The following is an 18255-nucleotide window of genomic DNA, read 5'->3' on the forward strand; positions in this document are numbered from 1 at the left end:
CACCTCAATAAAATCAAACAATGAATTTAAACAGGTGTTTTAATATCAACTTAGCGCGCGCTTGTCCAGTCTTCTAAGGCGGGTTGCTGAAAAGCATCATTCCCCAGGGCCAGCACGACATGATTCGGGGCGATACTAAGGACCTGAATACCCTGCCAATTATCACCCTGCCGGAGGCGTTGACCGGCCAGTTCAATAAACCGATCACTCACCCGCGAAGAGTACTGGTGGGCATCGTAACTGAAGTCAGGAATGCGTCCTTGTAACGAAGAATTTAATTCGCTGATACGGGGCAACACCGAGTTTTGCTGACCGCTGCTGCCTCCTGTCGCAGTCAGCGCTTCCTCAAATGCAGAGAGTAGATCAGCTGGAACCTCATTTAAATCCACGGTCTGGTTTTGTGCGAGAGCTTCCGGTTGAGCAAAGCTGGAACGGGTCGGTTGCGTGGCTTCAACAGCTGGCTCAGGGGGCGTTGTCACCACCGCATTTTCTTCGGGGAGCTCAACCACCCGCACCGGTTGTGGCGCGCCGATCTCCCACTGTGCCGACGATGCGACAGGCGCCGCAGGCTGCTCAGCCCCTGCGGTCGTCCACCAGTGCACCAGCCACCACCCGACTAACGCCGCTATCGGTATTAGCAACCAGATCAGGCCCATAAATGAGCGTTGTTGTTTGTGCGCTGGCTCAAGATAAATTGCCGGTTGCGCCGGCACTAGTTTGGATTGTTGCTGGCGTAAGGCTTTTAAAACTGATGACATTAGTTCGCCTCCCCGTTGGCGGGACGCTGCATACGCGGGCCCATACCGGTGTGGTGGCTGGCCAGCCAGGCCAAGGTCAGGGCGTCAAGTTCCGCGGTCACTGGCAGACCATGCTGTTGCTGTAGCGCCTGCGTCAGACTGCTGAGCTCTTGTCCAGGCGCAGCGGCATAACTCTGAAGCTGGCGTTGTAGCCAGTTCTGATAGGTGGTTGCATCAGCAAGCGTGTAACCGGGCGGATGTGGATAGAAAGCCAGGAATTCACCTGTCCAGCGCTCATCCGGGAGAGTCTGAGGATCCTCGACCCACTGCCACTCATCCCCTTGCAGTTCTAGCACTACAGGTAAATTCAGCGCCACAATACGATCAAAGCGCAAACGCCCTTTAATGCAACCGAGCTGATAGTCCGTAACCCAATCACAAAGTGCGCGATCGGCCGCCGGCTGCGGCAGTTGCCAGGCGCGCAGCAACTGGCGCACACCTGCTTGTTTGCTTGTTTCCGCCGGCACTGCGGCGGCTTCCTGCGCAGGTGAGCTGTGTTGATACCAGAAACTTGCCGCCGCGCTCAAAACCAGGACCAATAACGCCACTGCGGCCGCACCTAATGGATGAAAGCGGGGGTGCCGGTTGCCTGCATCAGCGTCGAGTTCCTTGGCCGCATGCCGGATTTGCGCCCTTCCCACCACCTGTACCTGATCGTTGTAGGCAGCTAGCAGCGCTCGGTCACAGAGCAAGTTTAAGCGCCGCGGAATACCTCCACTGTAGTGATGAACAAGCCGCAAAGCGGATTTATCAAACAGCGCGCGTTGGGCGCCAGCAACTTGCAGACGGTAATTGATGTAACGTTCGGTGTCGCTTTCCTGCAGCGGTAACAAGTGGTAACGAGCGGTGATCCGCTGCGCGAGCTGGCGCAGCTCGCGGCGGCGCAATAAATCCTGTAATTCCGGCTGACCAATCAAAATCACCCGCAACAGCTTACTTTGGTTGGTCTCCAGATTGGTTAATAAGCGCAACTGTTCCAGCACTTGGGGTCGCAGATGCTGTGCTTCATCAATCAGTACCACACATTGCTCACCTTCGGCGTGCGCTTGCAGCAGAAACTCAGAGAGTTTATCGGTCAGTCGCTTGTTGGTGATGTTACGCTTGGCGTAACGGATCCCAAACTCATCACATAAGGTCGCAAGCAGTTCTGTTTCGTTGAGCATAGGATTAAGAATAAACGCCGTACGGGTCTGCTCGGGCAGTTGTTCGAGTAATGCTCTGGACACTGTGGTTTTACCCGTGCCGACTTCGCCGGTGAGGAGTATAAAACCACCACTGCCCTGCAGGCCGTAGCTCAGATGCGCGAGTGCTTCCTGATGCCGTTCACTCAGGTAAAGGAAGTTTGGATCCGGCGCAATTGAGAAGGGTTCTGCTTGTAAGCCAAAGTAATTCAGATACATAGTTTGGGTTCATTTGCCAACGTTAAACAATCTTCAGTGTAACGACTGACTTGCATCAGAGCTAGTCATTCGCCATCATCAGAAAAAATAAATAGGAGTGCAATGTGAAAGTCTATCTCGTTGGTGGCGCTGTCCGCGATAAGTTACTGGGTAAACCCGTGCATGAACGTGACTATGTCGTCGTCGGTTCGACCCCGGCAGAGATGCTGGCGCAGGGCTTTCGTCAGGTCGGCAAAGACTTTCCGGTATTCCTGCACCCGGCGACCGGAGAGGAGTACGCGCTGGCGCGCACTGAGCGAAAATCGGGGCCAGGTTATACCGGCTTTACTATAGCCGCTGACCCGGAAGTCACCCTGGAACAGGACCTGCAACGCCGTGATTTGACCATCAACGCCATCGCTGAGGACGCTGACGGCAGCTTGATTGACCCTTATGGTGGCGTGCCGGACCTCGAAGCCCGGCGCATCCGCCATGTTTCTCCTGCCTTTGTGGAAGACCCTCTCCGAGTTCTGCGAGCTGCCCGCTTTGCTGCCCGCTTTGCCGATGATGGTTTTACTGTTGCGCCGGACACCTTGCAACTGATGCGTGAAATTAGCGCTGCTGACGAATTGGCGACGCTCGCTAATGAGCGTGTCTGGCACGAAACTATTAAAGCGCTTACCACGCCCCGTCCGGAAGTTTATTTTCAGGTACTTGAGCAGGTAGAAGCCTTACTGCCCTGGTTCCCCGAGCTTGCGCCGCGCGGTAGATTTGCAGACGTAGTTCAACGTTTGGCACAGGTCAACTCCGCCAGCGCAGAGCTGACCTTCGCCCTGTGGATGGGGGAACATCCAGTTAGCGAAGTAGATGCTCTGGCAAGGCGTCTGCGCGTGCCGACCGAATGGCATCAACTGGGTAAACTTGCCAGCCAATGGCATGCCCAGCGATACGATCTGACCAGCGCAGACAATGTTATTGATTGTCTGCAGCAGAGTGACGTCTGGCGCCGTCAGGAACGATTTGAGAAGTTACTTGCTATTTGGAGCAGACAAGGTCTGAGTGCCGACCAACAGACCCTGCTGCAGCATGCGTTTGATAGCGCCCGTAAGCTGTCCGCGGCTGCATTAATACAGCAAGCAGAAGCTCGGGGCGAGACCCTGGCAGGTCCACAGATAGGCAAAGCATTGCAGCAAGCCCGCAATGCTCAGCTGCGCTCGGTGTTAAATAAATAAAACGAGCAGCAGCGCACCCAGAGCCAGGCGATAGATGACGAATGGCAGCATACCGATTCGCTCGATGGCTTTCAAAAACAGCGTGATACAGACATAAGCAGCAACAAAAGCAACGCTCATACCAAGCAGAACTACGGCCCAGGACACCGGTTCAGTTTGTTGTGCCAGTTGCAGACCTTTGTAGCTTCCAGCCAGCAAAATGACCGGAATTGAGAGCAAAAATGAGAAGCGGGCGGCATCAGTGCGTGTCAGCCCTAACAGCAGCCCGGCCGTAATCGTGATACCTGAACGCGAGGTCCCCGGGATCAATGCTACAGCCTGCGCCACACCGATCAGCAAAGCTTGTCGCAGAGTAAGCGCTTGTAGCGAAGAACGTTCACTGGCGCGGGCGTCAGCGTACCAAAGCAACAAACCAAAGCCGATAGTGGTGGTAGCAATGACTAACGCGGAGCGGCCATAGTTTTCCAATAAATCGTTGCCTAACAACCCGGCAACTCCAGCAGGAACAGTGGCCCAGATAATAAACCAGGCTAAGCGGCTATGACTTGAGTGGTGTCCCCGCAGGCTTTGAAACCACCCCGTGAGCAACTCAACTACTTCTTTACGATAATAAAATACCACCGCAGCGAGGGTTCCCACGTGCACCGCAACATCGAATGCCAGTCCTTGATCCTGCCAGCCCAGTACCTGTGAGGGTAAAATTAAATGAGCCGAACTTGAGATGGGTAAAAACTCTGTAAGACCTTGAATAAGCGCCAGGATTATGGCTTCAAACGTGCTCAAACTAGCTGTCCTTGTTATCGGTGGGGGTGATTAAGTAAGGTAAATCTTCAAATTTAAAGTCTACCGCGTGCAGACGTTGCTCACTACGATAATTTTGCCAAAGTTGCGCAAAAGATTTCCCTGCTACAGGGTGCTCGAGCTCAGCTGCAAGCTCCGCTAATGGGCGCAGCACAAAAGCATTATGCAATATTTCAGCGCGTGGCAGCTGCACCGGAGTTTCGCAGACTTCCTGGTTGTACAGCAGCACATCGATATCCAACGTTCGCGGACTGTACTTGGCTGCACTTGAGGGATGCCCATGAGCACGTTCGATAGCTTTGCAGGCTTTACTGAGATCACCAATAGAAAGCTCCGTCTGCAGCTGCACGACGGTATTTAAAAAGTCATTACCAGCGAAACCTATTGCCTCACTTTCGTAAACGCGCGCAACTCTTAGCGGCTTTCCGGCGCTGGCAAACTCCTGATGTAGAGCGCGCACCCCCGCAGCAATGTGATGGTAGCGGCGGCGATTACTGCCAAGCCCTAAAAACACCTGCGCCAACGCCATATCAGTTCTTGCCTCGGGTAATTTCTACACCGACAGTATCGGCGGCAGGCACCGCCTTAGGCTTGCTCACGCAGACCGTGACCCTGGACACCTTAAAGTCTGTCAGGATCAGTTCTGCCACTTCTTCAGCAACGGTTTCGATCAGCTGTCTGGGGCGCGCTTCAACCAGCTTAATCACGGCCTTACTCAAGGCATCATAATCAAGTGCATGCTGCAGATCATCGCTTGCAGCCGCGGCAGTCTGATCCCAGGCCATAGTCAAATCGAAGAGCAAGGGTTGTGGCTGTTCATGCTCCCATTCGTACACGCCAATGTAGGCATCAGTGCGCAGACCTTTAACAAACACTTTATCCATCGAACACTACTCTCATTATCAGCATAGAATTTTTTTCCAGAAGCGCTTATGCTTAAGGCTTCGCATAGTAACGGAAAGCGCGCCGGAAAATAAACCATATGGGTGCAATAATTGTACTGGCCATTATCGTGGCCTACTTATTCGGATCACTTAGCAGTGCAGTCATCATCTGCAAGCTGTTCCGCTTACCTGATCCTCGCTTTAACGGCTCCAACAATCCGGGCGCCACGAATGTTTACCGAATCGGTGGCAAAATTCCAGCACTGCTAACCTTAACCTTTGATGTTCTTAAAGGTATGTTACCTGTGTGGGGGTCATATTTTCTCGGTATTCCGCCACTGTTTCTCGGGGTCGTTGCCGTTGCCGCATGCCTGGGCCACATTTTCCCTCTGTATTTCCAATTTCGCGGTGGCAAGGCGGTAGCAACGGCTTTAGGTACGATGTTTCCGGTCGCCTGGGAAATGGCGTTACTATTGATTGCCACCTGGCTGCTGGTGTTCCGGGTCAGCAAGGTTTCTTCCATAGCCGCACTGATTACGGTAACCCTGGCCCCTTTCTACGCCTATTGGATCAAGCCCCAGTACACGGTGCCAACCATCATGATCTCAATTCTGATCATCTGGCGCCATCAAGCCAACATCTCACGGCTTCGCCACGGTAACGAAGAGCGCACCCGAAGACGCTCTTAAGCTTTTACCATGGGTGCGTGGAGCTGCTCCAGCGGCCAGCGCGGAAAAGTTTTTACGACATTATCCACTGACTCACCTGCGGCCAGACGTTGCGCCCCAGCGTAAGCGATCATGGCTCCGTTATCAGTACAGAACTGCGGCCCGGGAAAGAACACCTCACCGCCAATTTTTTCTGCAAAGTCGTGTAGTTGGCGTCGCAACTCTTTGTTCGCACTGACCCCTCCGGCCACGACCAGACGTTTCAGCCCTGTTGCCTTTAAAGCACGACGACATTTGATGACCAGAGTGTCGACCACAGCCTCTTGAAAAGCGCGAGCAATGTTTGCCCGGGTTTGCTGATCATCGGCAGCTGCGGCGATGGTGTTCGCAGCAAAGGTTTTCAAACCGCTAAAACTGAAATCAAGACCAGGGCGATCCGTCATCGGTCGCGGGAACTGATAGTGCCCCGTCTCACCTTGCTCTGCCAAAGCCGCCAAGCGCGGCCCGCCAGGATAGTCCAGGCCCATGAGTTTAGCCGTTTTGTCGAAGGCTTCTCCAGCGGCGTCGTCAACGGATTCGCCAAGTAGCTGATAGCGACCAATACCATCAACGCGGACGAGCTGAGTGTGGCCACCGGAGACCAGTAAGGCGATAAAAGGAAATTCCGGCGACACATCTTCCAGCATCGGCGCCAGCAGATGGCCTTCCATGTGGTGCACTGCTATTGCGGGGACCTGCCAGCCTAGGGCTAAACTGCGGCCGATACAGGCACCGACCAATAATGCACCGACCAGGCCAGGACCAGCCGTATAGGCGACGCCATCGATATCAGCGGAGTTTAACTTTGCTTCTTTAAGCGCAGCTTGAATTAACGGCAGGGTTTTACGGACATGATCACGCGAGGCAAGTTCCGGCACCACACCGCCATAGTCCGCATGAAGTTTCACCTGCGAATAGAGCTGATGTGCTAACAGACCTTTCTCTGTATCGTAAATCGCTATTCCTGTCTCATCACAGGATGTCTCGATACCTAAAACGCGCATGCTTAACCTCGTTTACTACCGCTAACAACTTGAGAGCGGTAGTTTACTCGAAGTTACTCAAGATCGACAGTCACACCTTTCATTGCGCCCTCGTCGCCAGCACCAGACTCACCACTTAGTTTAATGCGTAAGCGCAAATCGTTTGGCGCATCAGCATGGCGCAGTGCTTCCTCGAAAGATATTTTCCGTGCTTTATACAAATCAAACAGCGCCTGATCGAAGGTTTGCATGCCCAGCTCGCGTGACTTGCCCATGATTTCTTTGACTTCGCCCATGTCATTTTTGGCAATTTTTTCTGCCACGATAGGACTGTTCAAGAGCACTTCGAACGCCGCCACACGGCCACCATCACTGGTGGGCACAAGTTGCTGAGCGACAATGCCGCGCAGGTTGAGCGACAAATCAAACATAAGTTTGCCAATCTTTTCCTTTGGCACCATATGCATAATACGTTCAATCGCCTGGTTGGCGTTGTTGGCGTGTAGGGTGGCGACGCAGAGGTGACCCGTTTCGGCAAAGGTCAATGCGTACTCCATGACTTCCTGGGAGCGGATTTCACCGACCAGAATGACATCAGGAGCCTGTCGCAGCGAGCTTTTCAGCGCTGACTCGAAGCTCTCTGTATCGGTGCCTACTTCGCGCTGGGTCACCATTGACTTACCGTGTTCATGCACGAATTCCACCGGGTCTTCAATAGTAAGGATATGACCACGCGAGTGTTGATTCCGATAGCCAATTAAGGCCGCCAGGCTGGTGGACTTACCCGTACCTGTTCCACCGACCACCAGCATCAGGCCACGCTTGGCCATAATCAATTTAGTTAGCGTTTCAGGTAGCTTCAGCTCATCAACCGTTGGGATCTCGGTAACAATGCGGCGAATAACCATGCCTGCGCGCTGCCGTTGCCAGAATGCACTGACCCGAAAACGCCCAATGCCTTCGCGGAAAATAGCAAAGTTAGCTTCGAATTCTTTAAAAAATTCGTCCTGATGCTTTTCACCAAGAGCCTCTTTAACCAAATCCAGCGCACCTTCATTGGAAAGCTTTTGCTCACTTAAATGGCGCAACTCGCCATTTATCTTCGCACTCGGCGGCAAGTTTGCGGAAATAAAAAGGTCCGAAGCCTCTTTTTCGATCATGACTTTGAGTAATTTATCTAGCAACATAGTGCTTCCTCGCTTCTGCTCACTCGCCATGGCTTATTTAAACGCCTCTTTATTAGCGGCCTTGGCTCTTGCCTCGACACGGGCAACCAAACCTTGATTCAGCAGGTTAAGCAGGCCTTGGTCCAGTGTCTGCATACCATGGGATGCTCCCGTCTGGATTGACGAGTACATCTGGGCAACTTTGTCTTCACGAATCAGGTTCTTAATTGCCGATGTGGCGATCATAATTTCATGGGCTGCAATACGGCCACCGCCCACCCGCTTCAACAATGTCTGGGAGATAACCGCACGCAGTGACTCGGATAGCATCGAGCGCACCATAGGTTTTTCATCCCCGGGGAACACATCAATGATCCGGTCAATGGTCTTGGGAGCTGATGTGGTATGCAAGGTGCCAAACACCAGGTGACCGGTTTCAGCCGCAGTCATTGCCAGTCGAATGGTTTCCAGATCGCGCATCTCACCCACCAGAATAACATCGGGATCTTCGCGCAACGCTGAACGCAACGCGGCACTAAAGTTATGGGTATCGCGATGCACTTCACGCTGATTGACCAGGCTTAGCTTGTTTTTGTGCACAAACTCAATTGGATCTTCGATGGTCAGAATATGGTGGTGTTTACTTTCGTTGATGAAATCCACCATCGCCGCCAGGGTGGTGGATTTACCCGAGCCGGTCGGGCCGGTGACTAACACCAGTCCTCTGGGCTGATCAGCAATGGTTTTAAAAATTTCAGGACAGCCCAATTGTTCAAGCGTCAGGACTTCGCTGGGGATGGTCCGCAGAACAGCACCGCAACCACGGTTTTGCATAAATACGTTGACACGAAAACGCGCCAGATCAGGAACTTCGAAAGAGAAGTCGCATTCCAGGTTTTGCTCGTACTCTTTACGTTGGCGGTCATTCATGATGTCGTAAACCAGCTCCTGCACTTGCTTGTGCGTCAGTGCAGGTATATTAATTTTACGAATATCACCATCAACCCGTATCATAGGGGGCGAATCTGCCGAAAGATGCAAATCCGAAGAGTTATGTTTGACGGCGAAGCCTAGTAACTCTGTTATGTCCATACCAGTTCTCTTATTGTTATCGGTGAGCCGTTACATGATGAATAGCATAATTGACCGCTTAAAAGAAGTCCGCAGCAGCATTGAATCCGCGTGTCTACAGAGCAATCGTAGTCCAGAATCGGTGCAATTGTTAGCAGTAAGCAAAACCAAGCCAGCCGATAAGATACGCCAACTGTACCAAGCCGGGCAACGTCACTTTGGAGAAAATTACCTGCAGGAGGCACTGCAAAAACAGTTGCAGCTTACCGACCTGAGCGACATTGTCTGGCATTTTATAGGTCCGATTCAATCCAATAAGACGCGTGACATTGCAACTCATTTTACCTGGGTGCAAAGTATCGATCGGTTGAAAATCGCACGCCGCCTCAACGAGCAACGGGAACAACACATGCCGCCTCTCAATATTCTGATTCAGGTCAATATCGACGACGAACAGAGTAAAGCTGGCATTGGCCCTGATCAGTTGGCGGAGTTTGCCGCTGAACTGCAACAGTTCCCGCAGCTGAAGTTGCGTGGCTTAATGACTTTGCCAGCGGCAAACCCAACTGCTGAGCAGCAACGGCAGAGTCTGACGGCCATGCAGCGGTTGTTTTCTGAGTTAAAGTCCCAATATCCAACTGTGGATACACTTTCTATGGGTATGAGTAATGACCTTGAGACCGCTATTGCAGCGGGCTCAACTATGGTCCGCATTGGCACCGCATTATTCGGCGCCCGCGACACAAACAAGGAGTAAAGAATGACAACGCAAGTGCGCAAAATTGCCTTTATCGGCGCTGGAAATATGACCCAAAGTATCGTCGGCGGTATGGTTTCAAGTGGCTACCCCAACGATAAAATTTACGTCAGTAATCCAAGCGTCGGCAAACTTGAAAAAATGGCCAACTCGTTGCATGTCCACACCAGTCAGGATAATGCAGAAGTCGCCAACGCTGCCGATGTCATCGTTCTTGCGGTTAAACCTCAACTTATGGCCGATGTCTGCGCCGCCCTGACCGAGCAGGTCAGTAATTTAAGTGATAAACTTATTGTCACCATCGCTGCTGGCATTCGGATTGAAAAGTATCGTCAATACCTGGGAGAGAGTATTCGCATGATTCGCGTCATGCCCAATACGCCGTCCCTTGTCGGTAAGGGCATGTCCGGGCTGGTTGCTGATGATCGTGTCAGTAACGATGATAAAAACTACATTACCGAAGCTTTCGATGGCGTAGGTGCAACGCTGTGGGTGGCAAACGAAGATGAGCTCGATATTTTGGGCGCAGTCGCAGGCAGTGGTCCTGCATACTTTTTCGAGTTTATGGCAAGTTTACAAAAAGCTGCAGTAGAACTTGGTTTTGACCGGGATAAAGCCCGTAAAATGGTTCAGCAAACCGCGCTGGGCGCAGCTGAAATGGCGATTGCCAGCGAGCTTGAGCTGGAAGAGTTACGCAAGCAAGTCACCAGTAAAGGTGGCTCTACAGCGAAGGGAATTGAACAGTATCAAGCGCACGATATTGATAAAATCTCTGATGCTGCGGTCAAAGCTGCGGTCAAGCGCAACCAGGAAATGGCTAAACTTTTTTAAAGGCGACCAATTATGGAACTTATGCAATTTCTCATCACCATCCTGTTCGAGCTGTTTTTGATGGTGGTCATCTTGCGGGTTTGGTTACAAGCCGCCCGTGCTGACTTTTATAACCCGGTCAGCCAGTTTGTGGTAAAAGCGACCAACCCTTTGGTGTTGCCACTACGTAAAGTCATCCCCATGGTGGGTGTTTGGGATCTAGCCACTATAGTTCTCGCCTTGCTGGTCAGTATCGGTAAGTTTATTGCTCTTTACGCAGCGCTTGGCTATCCGATGATCTGGGCCGACATTCTGCTGGTGGGTGTGCTTAGCGCGATCAGTCAATTCCTGCAGTTATTGTTTTGGATTGTGATCATCCGCGCTCTATTGAGCTGGTTTGCGCAAGGTTACAACCCTATGCAAGCCATACTGGTGCAACTGACTGAACCTTTCCTGGCACCTATTCGACGCATTATCCCCCCTATCGGTGGGTTAGATTTGTCCGTCCTGGTGTTAGTGATTGGTATTCAGGCACTACGCATACTGATTGGAGTTTAACCTCATGCACAAGTTTAGCTACTGGTGGTTCGGGCTCGCTTTGCTTGCAGGTGCTGTATTCACAGCGCCTGCGGCAGCTGAACAAAGTAAACGACTAGGCCCCTGGGAGGTCCACTACAACGCTTTCAATTCGACCTTGCTCCGACCGGAGATGGCGCGCCAGTATCAGCTGGAACGCTCCAGTACTCTGGCCACCTTAAACATCGCCGTACTGGCCGCTGAAAAGCCTGGTAAACCAGCACAACAAGTGACGGTCGAAGGCTATGCGATGAATGCACTCAGCATGCAACAACCGCTGGACTTTCGCGAAGTAGTAGAAGGCGATGCAGTTTACTATCTGGCACAGACCTCATTTACGAACCTGGAAAGACTACGCTTTTTTATCACTATTCAAAAGGGCGACGAAGTTCAGGAGTTACGATTCTCTGAAGAGTTCTGGCGCAATTAACCCGACTTCGAATCGCTGCCGTCCAGCAGCTTCACCCCGACTTTGGTAATACGATTTTCTTCGTTCAGCTCACGAATAGTGAGCTGAACATTACCCAACGTCAGTTGATCCCCCACCACCATGCGACGATGGAACTTCTGCGAGAAAAAGGCATGTAGGCTCATTGTCAGCTCTTGCGGATTAAGATGACCGAGGGGGTAAAAGCTGGCGACATCAGCAAGCGATAACTCGCCGTTCAAGGTGAAGTCGCCGAAGAAGTCGCTGCTGTTCAGAGAGCGGGCTTTGCCACCGGCTGCTAAGACACGGCTGATTTCATCAATATGCTGAACTTTTGCCACCACCAGCACATGATCATCTTCAAGTAATTTAGGTCGCTCTGTGGGTTGTAACCATTCACCATCCCGAATCAGGCCAACAAACTCTAAGGGTACGGACCAACGCAGCTCATACCAATAATGGTCGCAGGCTGGTGAGCGTTCACTAATCTCGTAAGACCATAATTCTAACGGATCATTACTACCCACTTGATCCAGCGCCATGCGCCGATCCGGCTCAGCCTCAAGCGGAACTTCTAACTTCAGCCAGCGTGCCAGCGGTGCAAGAGTCCAGCCTTGTAAAATCAGCGAAACCAGGACCACGACAAAGGCGACATCAAAAAACAGTTCTTGCCCCGGCAAGCCGCTTAGCCAGGGGTACAGAGCAAGAATAATAGGTACCGCGCCTCTTAATCCGACCCAGCTTATGAAAAACTGCTCGCGTATGGGAAACGAGAAAGGCGCCAGACTCACTACGACAGCCAAAGGCCGCACGATAAAAATCATCAATCCTGCAATACTAAGAGACAGTCCCAGGTTCTCAATCAAGTGCGAAGGAGTGACCAACAAGCCCAAAATCAAAAACATCATGATTTGGCTTAGCCAGGCCAGCCCATCCTGAACCTGTAAGATATGCATCAGCTGCGGTAATCTGGCATTGCCAATCTTGTAGCCCATCAGGTAAACCGCGAGGAAGCCACTACCGCCAATACTTGAGGTCAAGGCAAACACCACGACAGCACTGGCTGCTGCTAATAGCGGGAAAAATGCGAATTGTGCAGTAATTTTTTCCGCCATCAGGACAAACAGCCGGCCGCCGAACCAGCCAGCAATAAAGCCAATAGTCAGCTGCTGTGCAACCTCCAGCCCGACCACCGTAAACGAGAAGGCTTCTCCTGAAGCTATTAACGTGGTCATGGTCATGGTGAGAATGACCGCCATAGGGTCGTTGGTTCCCGACTCAATTTCCAACGTTGAGGCGACGCGTTGCTTAATCTTTAGGTTCTGCGACTGAAAAATGCCAAACACCGCAGCGGCATCCGTTGAGCTGAGAATGGCGCCAATCAGTAAAGCTATCGGCCAGGACAAATCAAACAGCCAAACGATGCCCAGGGCGGTTAATGTTGAAGTTAAGGCAACCCCAAGGGTGGCCAGGCTTATTGCCGGCCACAGCGCTACACGGAAGCGCTCACGCTTGGTGCGCATGCCGCCGTCGAAGATGATGATGACTAACGCCAGTGAGCCTATGAGGAACGCAATTTCAGGCTGATCGAAGCCAATGCCCAGCAAGCCTTCTTCGCCTGCCAGCATGCCCACAACCAGAAACACCAGTAGCAATGGCGCTCCCAGCCGGGAGGATACGACCGCTGCCAGAATGCTCACTAATAGCAGCGAGCCCATAAGCAGCATAATACCGTTTAGATCTGCCAATGATTTCCCCTTTGGTCAGTACACCCTATGCTTTATACTACTCCTATTGTGCCCAAACCAAAATCATCTGTCATGCAACAACTCGTATTAGCTACTGGTAACCAAGGAAAAATTCGCGAACTGCAGGCGCTCCTGCAAGCGCTGGACTGGCAGGTGCGCGCACAGGGAGAATGGCAGTTTGAAGAAGTGGAAGAAACTGGCCTCAGCTTTATTGAAAACGCGCTGTTAAAAGCCCGCCATGCTGCGGCGCAGACCGGACTGCCGGCGCTGGCCGATGACTCTGGTCTGGCCGTCGACGCGCTGGCCGGAGCACCGGGCATTTACTCTGCCCGCTATGCCGGCGCTCAGGCTTCGGATCAGGCAAACGTTGATAAGCTATTATCGGACTTGGCCAATGTACCGCCCGGGCAACGTCAGGCAAGCTTTCACTGTGTGCTTGCCTTCATGCGCCATGCCACTGACCCAACTCCAATAGTTTGTCACGGCGTCTGGCACGGCGAGATCGCTCTGCAACCAAGCGGTGCAGGAGGTTTTGGTTATGACCCGGTATTTTATGTCGCCAACGAAGGCTGTACTGCCGCAGAGCTCGAAAAGAGTCAAAAACAACAACTAAGCCACAGAGGTCAGGCCTTGCAACAGCTACTTAAACAGTTGCAGACCCCCTCATGAGGCTACCTCCACTTTCGTTATATGTGCACATCCCCTGGTGTGTACAAAAGTGCCCCTATTGCGACTTTAACTCCCACGCACTAAAAGGCGGCGTTCCTGAAGATGCTTATGTGAATCGTTTACTCGATGATTTGCGCGCCGATCTGGCATGGGTTCAGGGACGTCAATTGAGCAGCATTTTCATTGGTGGCGGCACACCAAGCTTGTTAACCGCGGCAGCAGTAAAGCGCTTGCTCGCCGGCATTGCAAGCCTGGTAGAATTGACGGAAGGCTGCGAGGTCACCCTGGAAGCTAATCCGGGCACCTTTGAAAAAGAACGTTTTCAGGGGTTTGTAGAAGCCGGTGTGAATCGCTTGTCAATTGGCGTGCAAAGCCTCGATACCGAGCAGCTCAAAGGCCTTGGCCGGATCCATGACCCACAGCAGGCATGTGCGGCCGCTGAGCATGCCAGCCAGCTCCAGTTAAACAGCTACAATCTCGATCTGATGCATGGTTTACCGGAGCAAAGTCTGGCACAGGCGATGGCGGACCTTGACGGAATTATTGCCCTTAATCCACCCCATATTTCCTGGTATCAGCTCACCATCGAACCTAATACATCCTTCGCCAGCCGACCACCCAAGTTGCCGGATGATGAGGTTCTATGGGAGATCTATCAACGTGGGCATGAAAAACTGGCCGCTGCGGGGTATCAGCATTATGAGGTCAGTGCTTATGCCAAGCCTGGGCATCAGAGCCAGCACAATCGCAATTACTGGCAATTTGGTGATTACCTGGGGATTGGCTGCGGAGCGCACAGCAAAATCACGTTACCTGCAGAGGGTAAGATTTTACGCTGCGAGAAAATAAAACATCCACAGGGCTATTTAGATCTTACTCGTCCACTTCGGTACAAGTTATGGCAGGTGAGCGAGGAAGAATTACCTTTTGAGTTCTTCATGAACCTATTGCGACTCAATGAACCTATGTCAAAATCGTTGTTCAGCGCGCGCACGGGGTTATCTGTGGCTATTGCCGAACAGGCGCTTGCCCCAGCCATAGCGCAAGGACTGCTAACTGGGAGTGACGAACAATGGGAAACGACGTCACTGGGACGCCGTTTTCTTAATTCAATCCTCGACGAAATGGTCTAGAGAATTATTCCACACGGCTAAACTTCAAATCCCATACCCCGTGACCAAGTCGTGCACCGCGCTTTTCAAATTTCGTCAGCGGGCGCTCGTCCGGGCGTGGGATATAATCATTGGTAGCGGACAGATTTTGCCACTTGGACGCATTCTGCATCACTTCAAGCATGTGTTCTGCATAGTTTTCCCAGTCCGTAGCCAGGTGTAAAACACCACCTATACGTAATTTGCGCCGCAGTTGTTCGACAAACTCAGGCTGGATCAAACGGCGCTTATGGTGGCGCTTTTTATGCCATGGGTCAGGGAAAAAGACTTGCACCCCGGCCAAAGCTTCATCGGCGATACAATCCTGCAATACTTCTACTGCATCGTGCTCAAAAACGCGTAAATTGGTCACGCCCTGTTCTTCAGCTTCCATAAGACAGGCGCCGACACCCGGCCGATGTACTTCAATACCAATGAAATTCTTTTCCGGAGCAGCGGCAGCCATCGCGACTAACGAATGGCCCATACCAAATCCGATTTCAACTATGGTGTCTGCTTCACGGCCAAATACTTTTCCTAAATCAAGCAGGCCATCTTCATGTTGCAGCCCCATCGTCGGCCAGCTGCGCTCTAAAGCTGATGCCTGGCCTTTGGTCAGACGACCTTCACGCTTTACAAAACTGCGGATCCGGCGAATATAACGCCCTTGTTCCTGCGCTTCACTGAGATTCTTTTGAGTGGATTCTTTATCGTTCATAGTAGTGTTAACTATCTCAATTTAAGACAAAAAAGGCGCAACCAAGCTGGGCTCGGTGCGCCTCTTTTAAAGAGCAACTAAAACTTAGTTGTCTTCTTTTACCGGCACTTCTTTAGTGATCGACATTTTCGCTTCGATCCGGCGGTTCTTCGCACGGTTCTCAGGCGAAGTGTTCGGCACTAACGGGCGGTTCTCACTGAAACCTACAGTGCTAACGCGCTCCTGCTCGATACCAAAGTCAGAAATTAAGCTTTGACCTACTGACTTCGCACGGCGCTCTGATAAGCCTTGGTTGTATTCAACGGTACCAATGCTATCAGTATGACCTTCAATGCGGATATCAAGCTGCGGGAACTCTTTCAGGAAGTCTGCAGTTTCCTTGATTTCAACTTTTTCACCTGCAGGAATGACTGCAGAATCAAAGGCAAAGTTGATCATTAACTCATGCGTGATTGTTTCGTTGCTATACATCACACAACCATACTGATCCACTTTGTAAGTTGGCTGAGTGTTCGGGCAACGATCGTTGGCGTCCATCACACCATCACCATCTGAATCAACTGGTGCGGCTTGCTGTGGCGCTGGAGCCGGTGCAGGTGCAGGTGCAGGGCTTGCCGACTCACCGAAGTAGTAACGCAGACCCGTCATTAACAGGAACTCTGTTAAGTCGCCGTCGCTCTGCTGTACGCCACCTTCAACGAAAAGCTGCCAGTTATTGTTAAGCTGCTCGCGGTAACCGGCACCAACACGCAGGAAACGATTGGATACGTCACCCAGGTCTGTATTGTTAATACCGATGCTACCGTACACGCTGTCGGTGAAGTTATACATCAGGTCAACACCATAAATAGAACCATCTGCAGAGTCTGCGTTATGCAGATCGCCACGCAGATAGTCATAATACACCCGATAACCCCACTCTGGAGTAAATTGGAAACCGGCCTCCAGGCCGTAGAATGCACTGTCGAATCCGCCCTTGAAAGTACGTAACTGATTGTTGTCAATTGCGACACGATCAGAGTCAGTACCTAGTGGTCCAAGACGCGGACCGATATACCATTGGCCTTCTTCAGAACTGGTTTGCGCGAACGCTGTACCCGTCACTGATAAGCCTGCTATTACAGCAAATGAAACTGCGGCGATACGATTCACGAGATGCTCCTTTAAATTTCTCAATGAATGGATTTTAATTTCCCTTTACTATATACGAAATAAGCAAATTTTGCTCACTTTTCAGCAAATTCTTTGGGCTTTACAAAACCTTTACTAAGTGTTGATTTGTCGTCAAACAAATCGTTGAGGATTCATGCAATCTATTGATTATTATGTACGTACAGCGAAGCAGACGATTGCGCCAGCTAACTTTTCCCGGACGGTTATCGACTGGCAACAAACACATGGCCGCAATGATTTGCCCTGGCAGCGTGAAGCCAACCCCTACCATGTGCTGGTCAGTGAGCTGATGTTACAGCAGACTCAGGTTAAGACGGTCATTCCCTACTTTTCCAGGTGGCTGGCTCGCTTCCCGGATGTTGAAACCCTTGCTGCAGCATCTGAGGACGACGTTATGCAACTGTGGCAGGGACTTGGTTATTACCGGCGCGCGCGAAACCTGCAGGCTGCAGCCCGGACCGTCGTCAACAATCACAACGGTGAGATCCCGACAACGGCAACAGAGCTGCGTGAGATCCCGGGCATTGGCCCCTACACGGTTGGCGCGATTCGTGCGTTCGCTTACGATGCCCCTGCAGCAATTGTCGATGGCAACGTGAAACGTCTGTTCGCCAGACTGTTTGCCCTGCCGTTTCTGGTGAACAAGAGCAGCCACGACCGTTACTTCTGGGCGCTCGCAGAAGAGTATACGCCAACGCAGGAGAACCGGCGCTTCGCGCAGGGGCTGCTCGACCTCGGAGCCACCATCTGTAAGCCGAAACAGCCGCTCTGTGCCGCCTGTCCGCTGCAATCCGTCTGTCATAGTCTGGCCCAAGACCTGGTCGATGATTACCCGAAGCGCGAAACAAAGAAAGCAACCCCGACACGCGCCGGACATTTTGTACTGGATGTAACAGAAGCCGGCGTGCTGCTGGAGAAACGTGACGACAGCAGTGTCTGGCCTAATCTCTGGTGTCTCCCGGAACTGGCCGCAATGCCAAGCGGCGACGCCTTTGGGCACTTTAAACATACGTTTAGCCATTACAAGCTTGAGGCCTCCATCTGGTGGCAGCCTGCCCCTGACCAATCGCGCCAACAAAGAGTTGCTCTTGACGCGATCGACCAACTCGGATTACCCGCCCCCATCCGCAACTATTTGCAGAAACTGGATCGCAGAGAAGTTTGTCAGAAATTAGAATAGTGCGTACTATTAGTACTATCTGAAAT

The 18255-nt window shown here is 51.9% G+C and carries 20 protein-coding genes; 9 read left to right on the forward strand and 11 right to left on the reverse strand.

Translation table 11 applies throughout. From position 1 onward, the window contains the following. Nucleotides 1-50: 50 nt before the first annotated feature. Nucleotides 51-758 (reverse strand): general secretion pathway protein GspB, encoded by a 708-nt coding sequence (locus J6J34_RS11610; RefSeq protein ID WP_301899058.1) that lies wholly within the window; start codon nt 756-758, stop codon nt 51-53. After that, nucleotides 758-2197, reverse strand: a complete 1440-nt coding sequence (locus J6J34_RS11615) for an ExeA family protein (protein ID WP_301721687.1) — start codon at nt 2195-2197, stop codon at nt 758-760. Before J6J34_RS11615 ends, J6J34_RS11610 begins: the two co-directional genes overlap by 1 nt. Before the next feature lie 104 nt (nt 2198-2301). On the opposite strand from J6J34_RS11615, the gene J6J34_RS11620 reads away from it, so the two are divergent. Continuing rightward, a complete protein-coding gene (locus J6J34_RS11620) occupies nt 2302-3408 on the forward strand; it encodes a tRNA nucleotidyltransferase/poly(A) polymerase-related protein (protein WP_301899059.1) in 1107 nt (368 codons plus the stop codon). On the opposite strand, the gene J6J34_RS11625 is transcribed toward J6J34_RS11620, so the two are convergent. The 3 genes from J6J34_RS11625 to folB are packed head-to-tail and all read right to left on the reverse strand — an operon-like array spanning nt 3397 to nt 5093. After that, nucleotides 3397-4191, reverse strand: a complete 795-nt coding sequence (locus J6J34_RS11625) for an undecaprenyl-diphosphate phosphatase (RefSeq protein ID WP_301721685.1) — start codon at nt 4189-4191, stop codon at nt 3397-3399. The two genes, J6J34_RS11620 and J6J34_RS11625, sit on opposite strands and share 12 nt — an antisense overlap. Nucleotide 4192: 1 nt before the next feature. Then, nucleotides 4193-4738, reverse strand: coding sequence for a 2-amino-4-hydroxy-6-hydroxymethyldihydropteridine diphosphokinase (gene folK, locus J6J34_RS11630; protein WP_301834725.1), 546 nt, complete (start codon nt 4736-4738; stop codon nt 4193-4195). A gap of 1 nt (nt 4739) precedes the next feature. Next, a complete protein-coding gene (gene folB / locus J6J34_RS11635) occupies nt 4740-5093 on the reverse strand; it encodes a dihydroneopterin aldolase (RefSeq protein ID WP_301834723.1) in 354 nt (117 codons plus the stop codon). Nucleotides 5094-5191: 98 nt separating this feature from the next. Here folB and plsY point away from each other — a divergent pair, with 98 nt between their 5' ends. After that, complete coding sequence (gene plsY, locus J6J34_RS11640; protein ID WP_301721682.1) at nt 5192-5782, forward strand: glycerol-3-phosphate 1-O-acyltransferase PlsY; 591 nt, start codon at nt 5192-5194, stop codon at nt 5780-5782. Here plsY and tsaD read toward each other — a convergent pair. Genes tsaD through J6J34_RS11655 form a run of 3 tightly spaced genes read right to left on the reverse strand, consistent with a single transcriptional unit; the run spans nt 5779 to nt 9041 of the window. After that, a complete protein-coding gene (gene tsaD / locus J6J34_RS11645; RefSeq protein ID WP_301834721.1) occupies nt 5779-6804 on the reverse strand; it encodes a tRNA (adenosine(37)-N6)-threonylcarbamoyltransferase complex transferase subunit TsaD in 1026 nt (341 codons plus the stop codon). The genes plsY and tsaD overlap by 4 nt on opposite strands. Nucleotides 6805-6857: 53 nt before the next feature. Continuing rightward, complete coding sequence (locus J6J34_RS11650; protein ID WP_301721679.1) at nt 6858-7970, reverse strand: PilT/PilU family type 4a pilus ATPase; 1113 nt, start codon at nt 7968-7970, stop codon at nt 6858-6860. Between the two features lie 33 nt (nt 7971-8003). Next, on the reverse strand, nt 8004-9041 hold the full coding sequence (locus J6J34_RS11655; protein ID WP_301899060.1) for a type IV pilus twitching motility protein PilT: 1038 nt from the start codon (nt 9039-9041) through the stop codon (nt 8004-8006). Between the two features lie 37 nt (nt 9042-9078). Between J6J34_RS11655 and J6J34_RS11660 the strand changes: the two genes are divergently transcribed. From J6J34_RS11660 to J6J34_RS11675, 4 genes are read left to right on the forward strand one after another with little or no spacing between them, the layout of a single operon-like run. Further along, nucleotides 9079-9777 (forward strand): YggS family pyridoxal phosphate-dependent enzyme, encoded by a 699-nt coding sequence (locus J6J34_RS11660; RefSeq protein WP_301899079.1) that lies wholly within the window; start codon nt 9079-9081, stop codon nt 9775-9777. Between the two features lie 3 nt (nt 9778-9780). Then, nucleotides 9781-10608: a pyrroline-5-carboxylate reductase gene (gene proC / locus J6J34_RS11665; protein ID WP_301899061.1), complete on the forward strand. Its 828-nt coding sequence runs from the start codon at nt 9781-9783 to the stop codon at nt 10606-10608. A gap of 12 nt (nt 10609-10620) precedes the next feature. After that, the gene (locus tag J6J34_RS11670; protein ID WP_301899062.1) at nt 10621-11145 is read left to right on the forward strand and encodes a YggT family protein; all 525 of its coding nucleotides are present in this window, start codon (nt 10621-10623) and stop codon (nt 11143-11145) included. A gap of 4 nt (nt 11146-11149) precedes the next feature. Next, nucleotides 11150-11593: a DUF4426 domain-containing protein gene (locus J6J34_RS11675; protein WP_301721674.1), complete on the forward strand. Its 444-nt coding sequence runs from the start codon at nt 11150-11152 to the stop codon at nt 11591-11593. Here J6J34_RS11675 and J6J34_RS11680 read toward each other — a convergent pair. After that, the gene (locus J6J34_RS11680; RefSeq protein ID WP_301899063.1) at nt 11590-13338 is read right to left on the reverse strand and encodes a potassium/proton antiporter; all 1749 of its coding nucleotides are present in this window, start codon (nt 13336-13338) and stop codon (nt 11590-11592) included. The two genes, J6J34_RS11675 and J6J34_RS11680, sit on opposite strands and share 4 nt — an antisense overlap. 72 nt (nt 13339-13410) lie before the next feature. On the opposite strand from J6J34_RS11680, the gene J6J34_RS11685 reads away from it, so the two are divergent. Continuing rightward, nucleotides 13411-14007 carry an XTP/dITP diphosphatase gene (locus J6J34_RS11685; RefSeq protein WP_301899064.1) on the forward strand — a complete coding sequence of 199 codons (597 nt, stop codon included), beginning with the start codon at nt 13411-13413 and terminating at the stop codon, nt 14005-14007. Beyond that, nucleotides 14004-15140: a radical SAM family heme chaperone HemW gene (hemW, locus tag J6J34_RS11690; protein WP_301899065.1), complete on the forward strand. Its 1137-nt coding sequence runs from the start codon at nt 14004-14006 to the stop codon at nt 15138-15140. The genes J6J34_RS11685 and hemW overlap by 4 nt, the downstream gene beginning before the upstream one ends. Nucleotides 15141-15144: 4 nt before the next feature. Here the strand turns inward: hemW and trmB are convergent, their stop codons facing one another. Together trmB and J6J34_RS11700 are read right to left on the reverse strand one after the other, a co-directional pair. Then, nucleotides 15145-15876: a tRNA (guanosine(46)-N7)-methyltransferase TrmB gene (trmB, locus tag J6J34_RS11695; protein ID WP_301899066.1), complete on the reverse strand. Its 732-nt coding sequence runs from the start codon at nt 15874-15876 to the stop codon at nt 15145-15147. A gap of 84 nt (nt 15877-15960) precedes the next feature. Further along, nucleotides 15961-17028, reverse strand: coding sequence for an OmpA family protein (locus J6J34_RS11700; RefSeq protein WP_301899067.1), 1068 nt, complete (start codon nt 17026-17028; stop codon nt 15961-15963). 154 nt (nt 17029-17182) lie between these two features. On the opposite strand from J6J34_RS11700, the gene mutY reads away from it, so the two are divergent. Next, nucleotides 17183-18229, forward strand: coding sequence for an A/G-specific adenine glycosylase (mutY, locus tag J6J34_RS11705; RefSeq protein WP_301899068.1), 1047 nt, complete (start codon nt 17183-17185; stop codon nt 18227-18229). Nucleotides 18230-18255: the final 26 nt, after the last annotated feature.

It is taken from the genome of Pseudidiomarina terrestris, assembly GCF_030466405.1.
Taxonomy (GTDB): Bacteria; Pseudomonadota; Gammaproteobacteria; order Enterobacterales; family Alteromonadaceae; genus Pseudidiomarina; species Pseudidiomarina terrestris.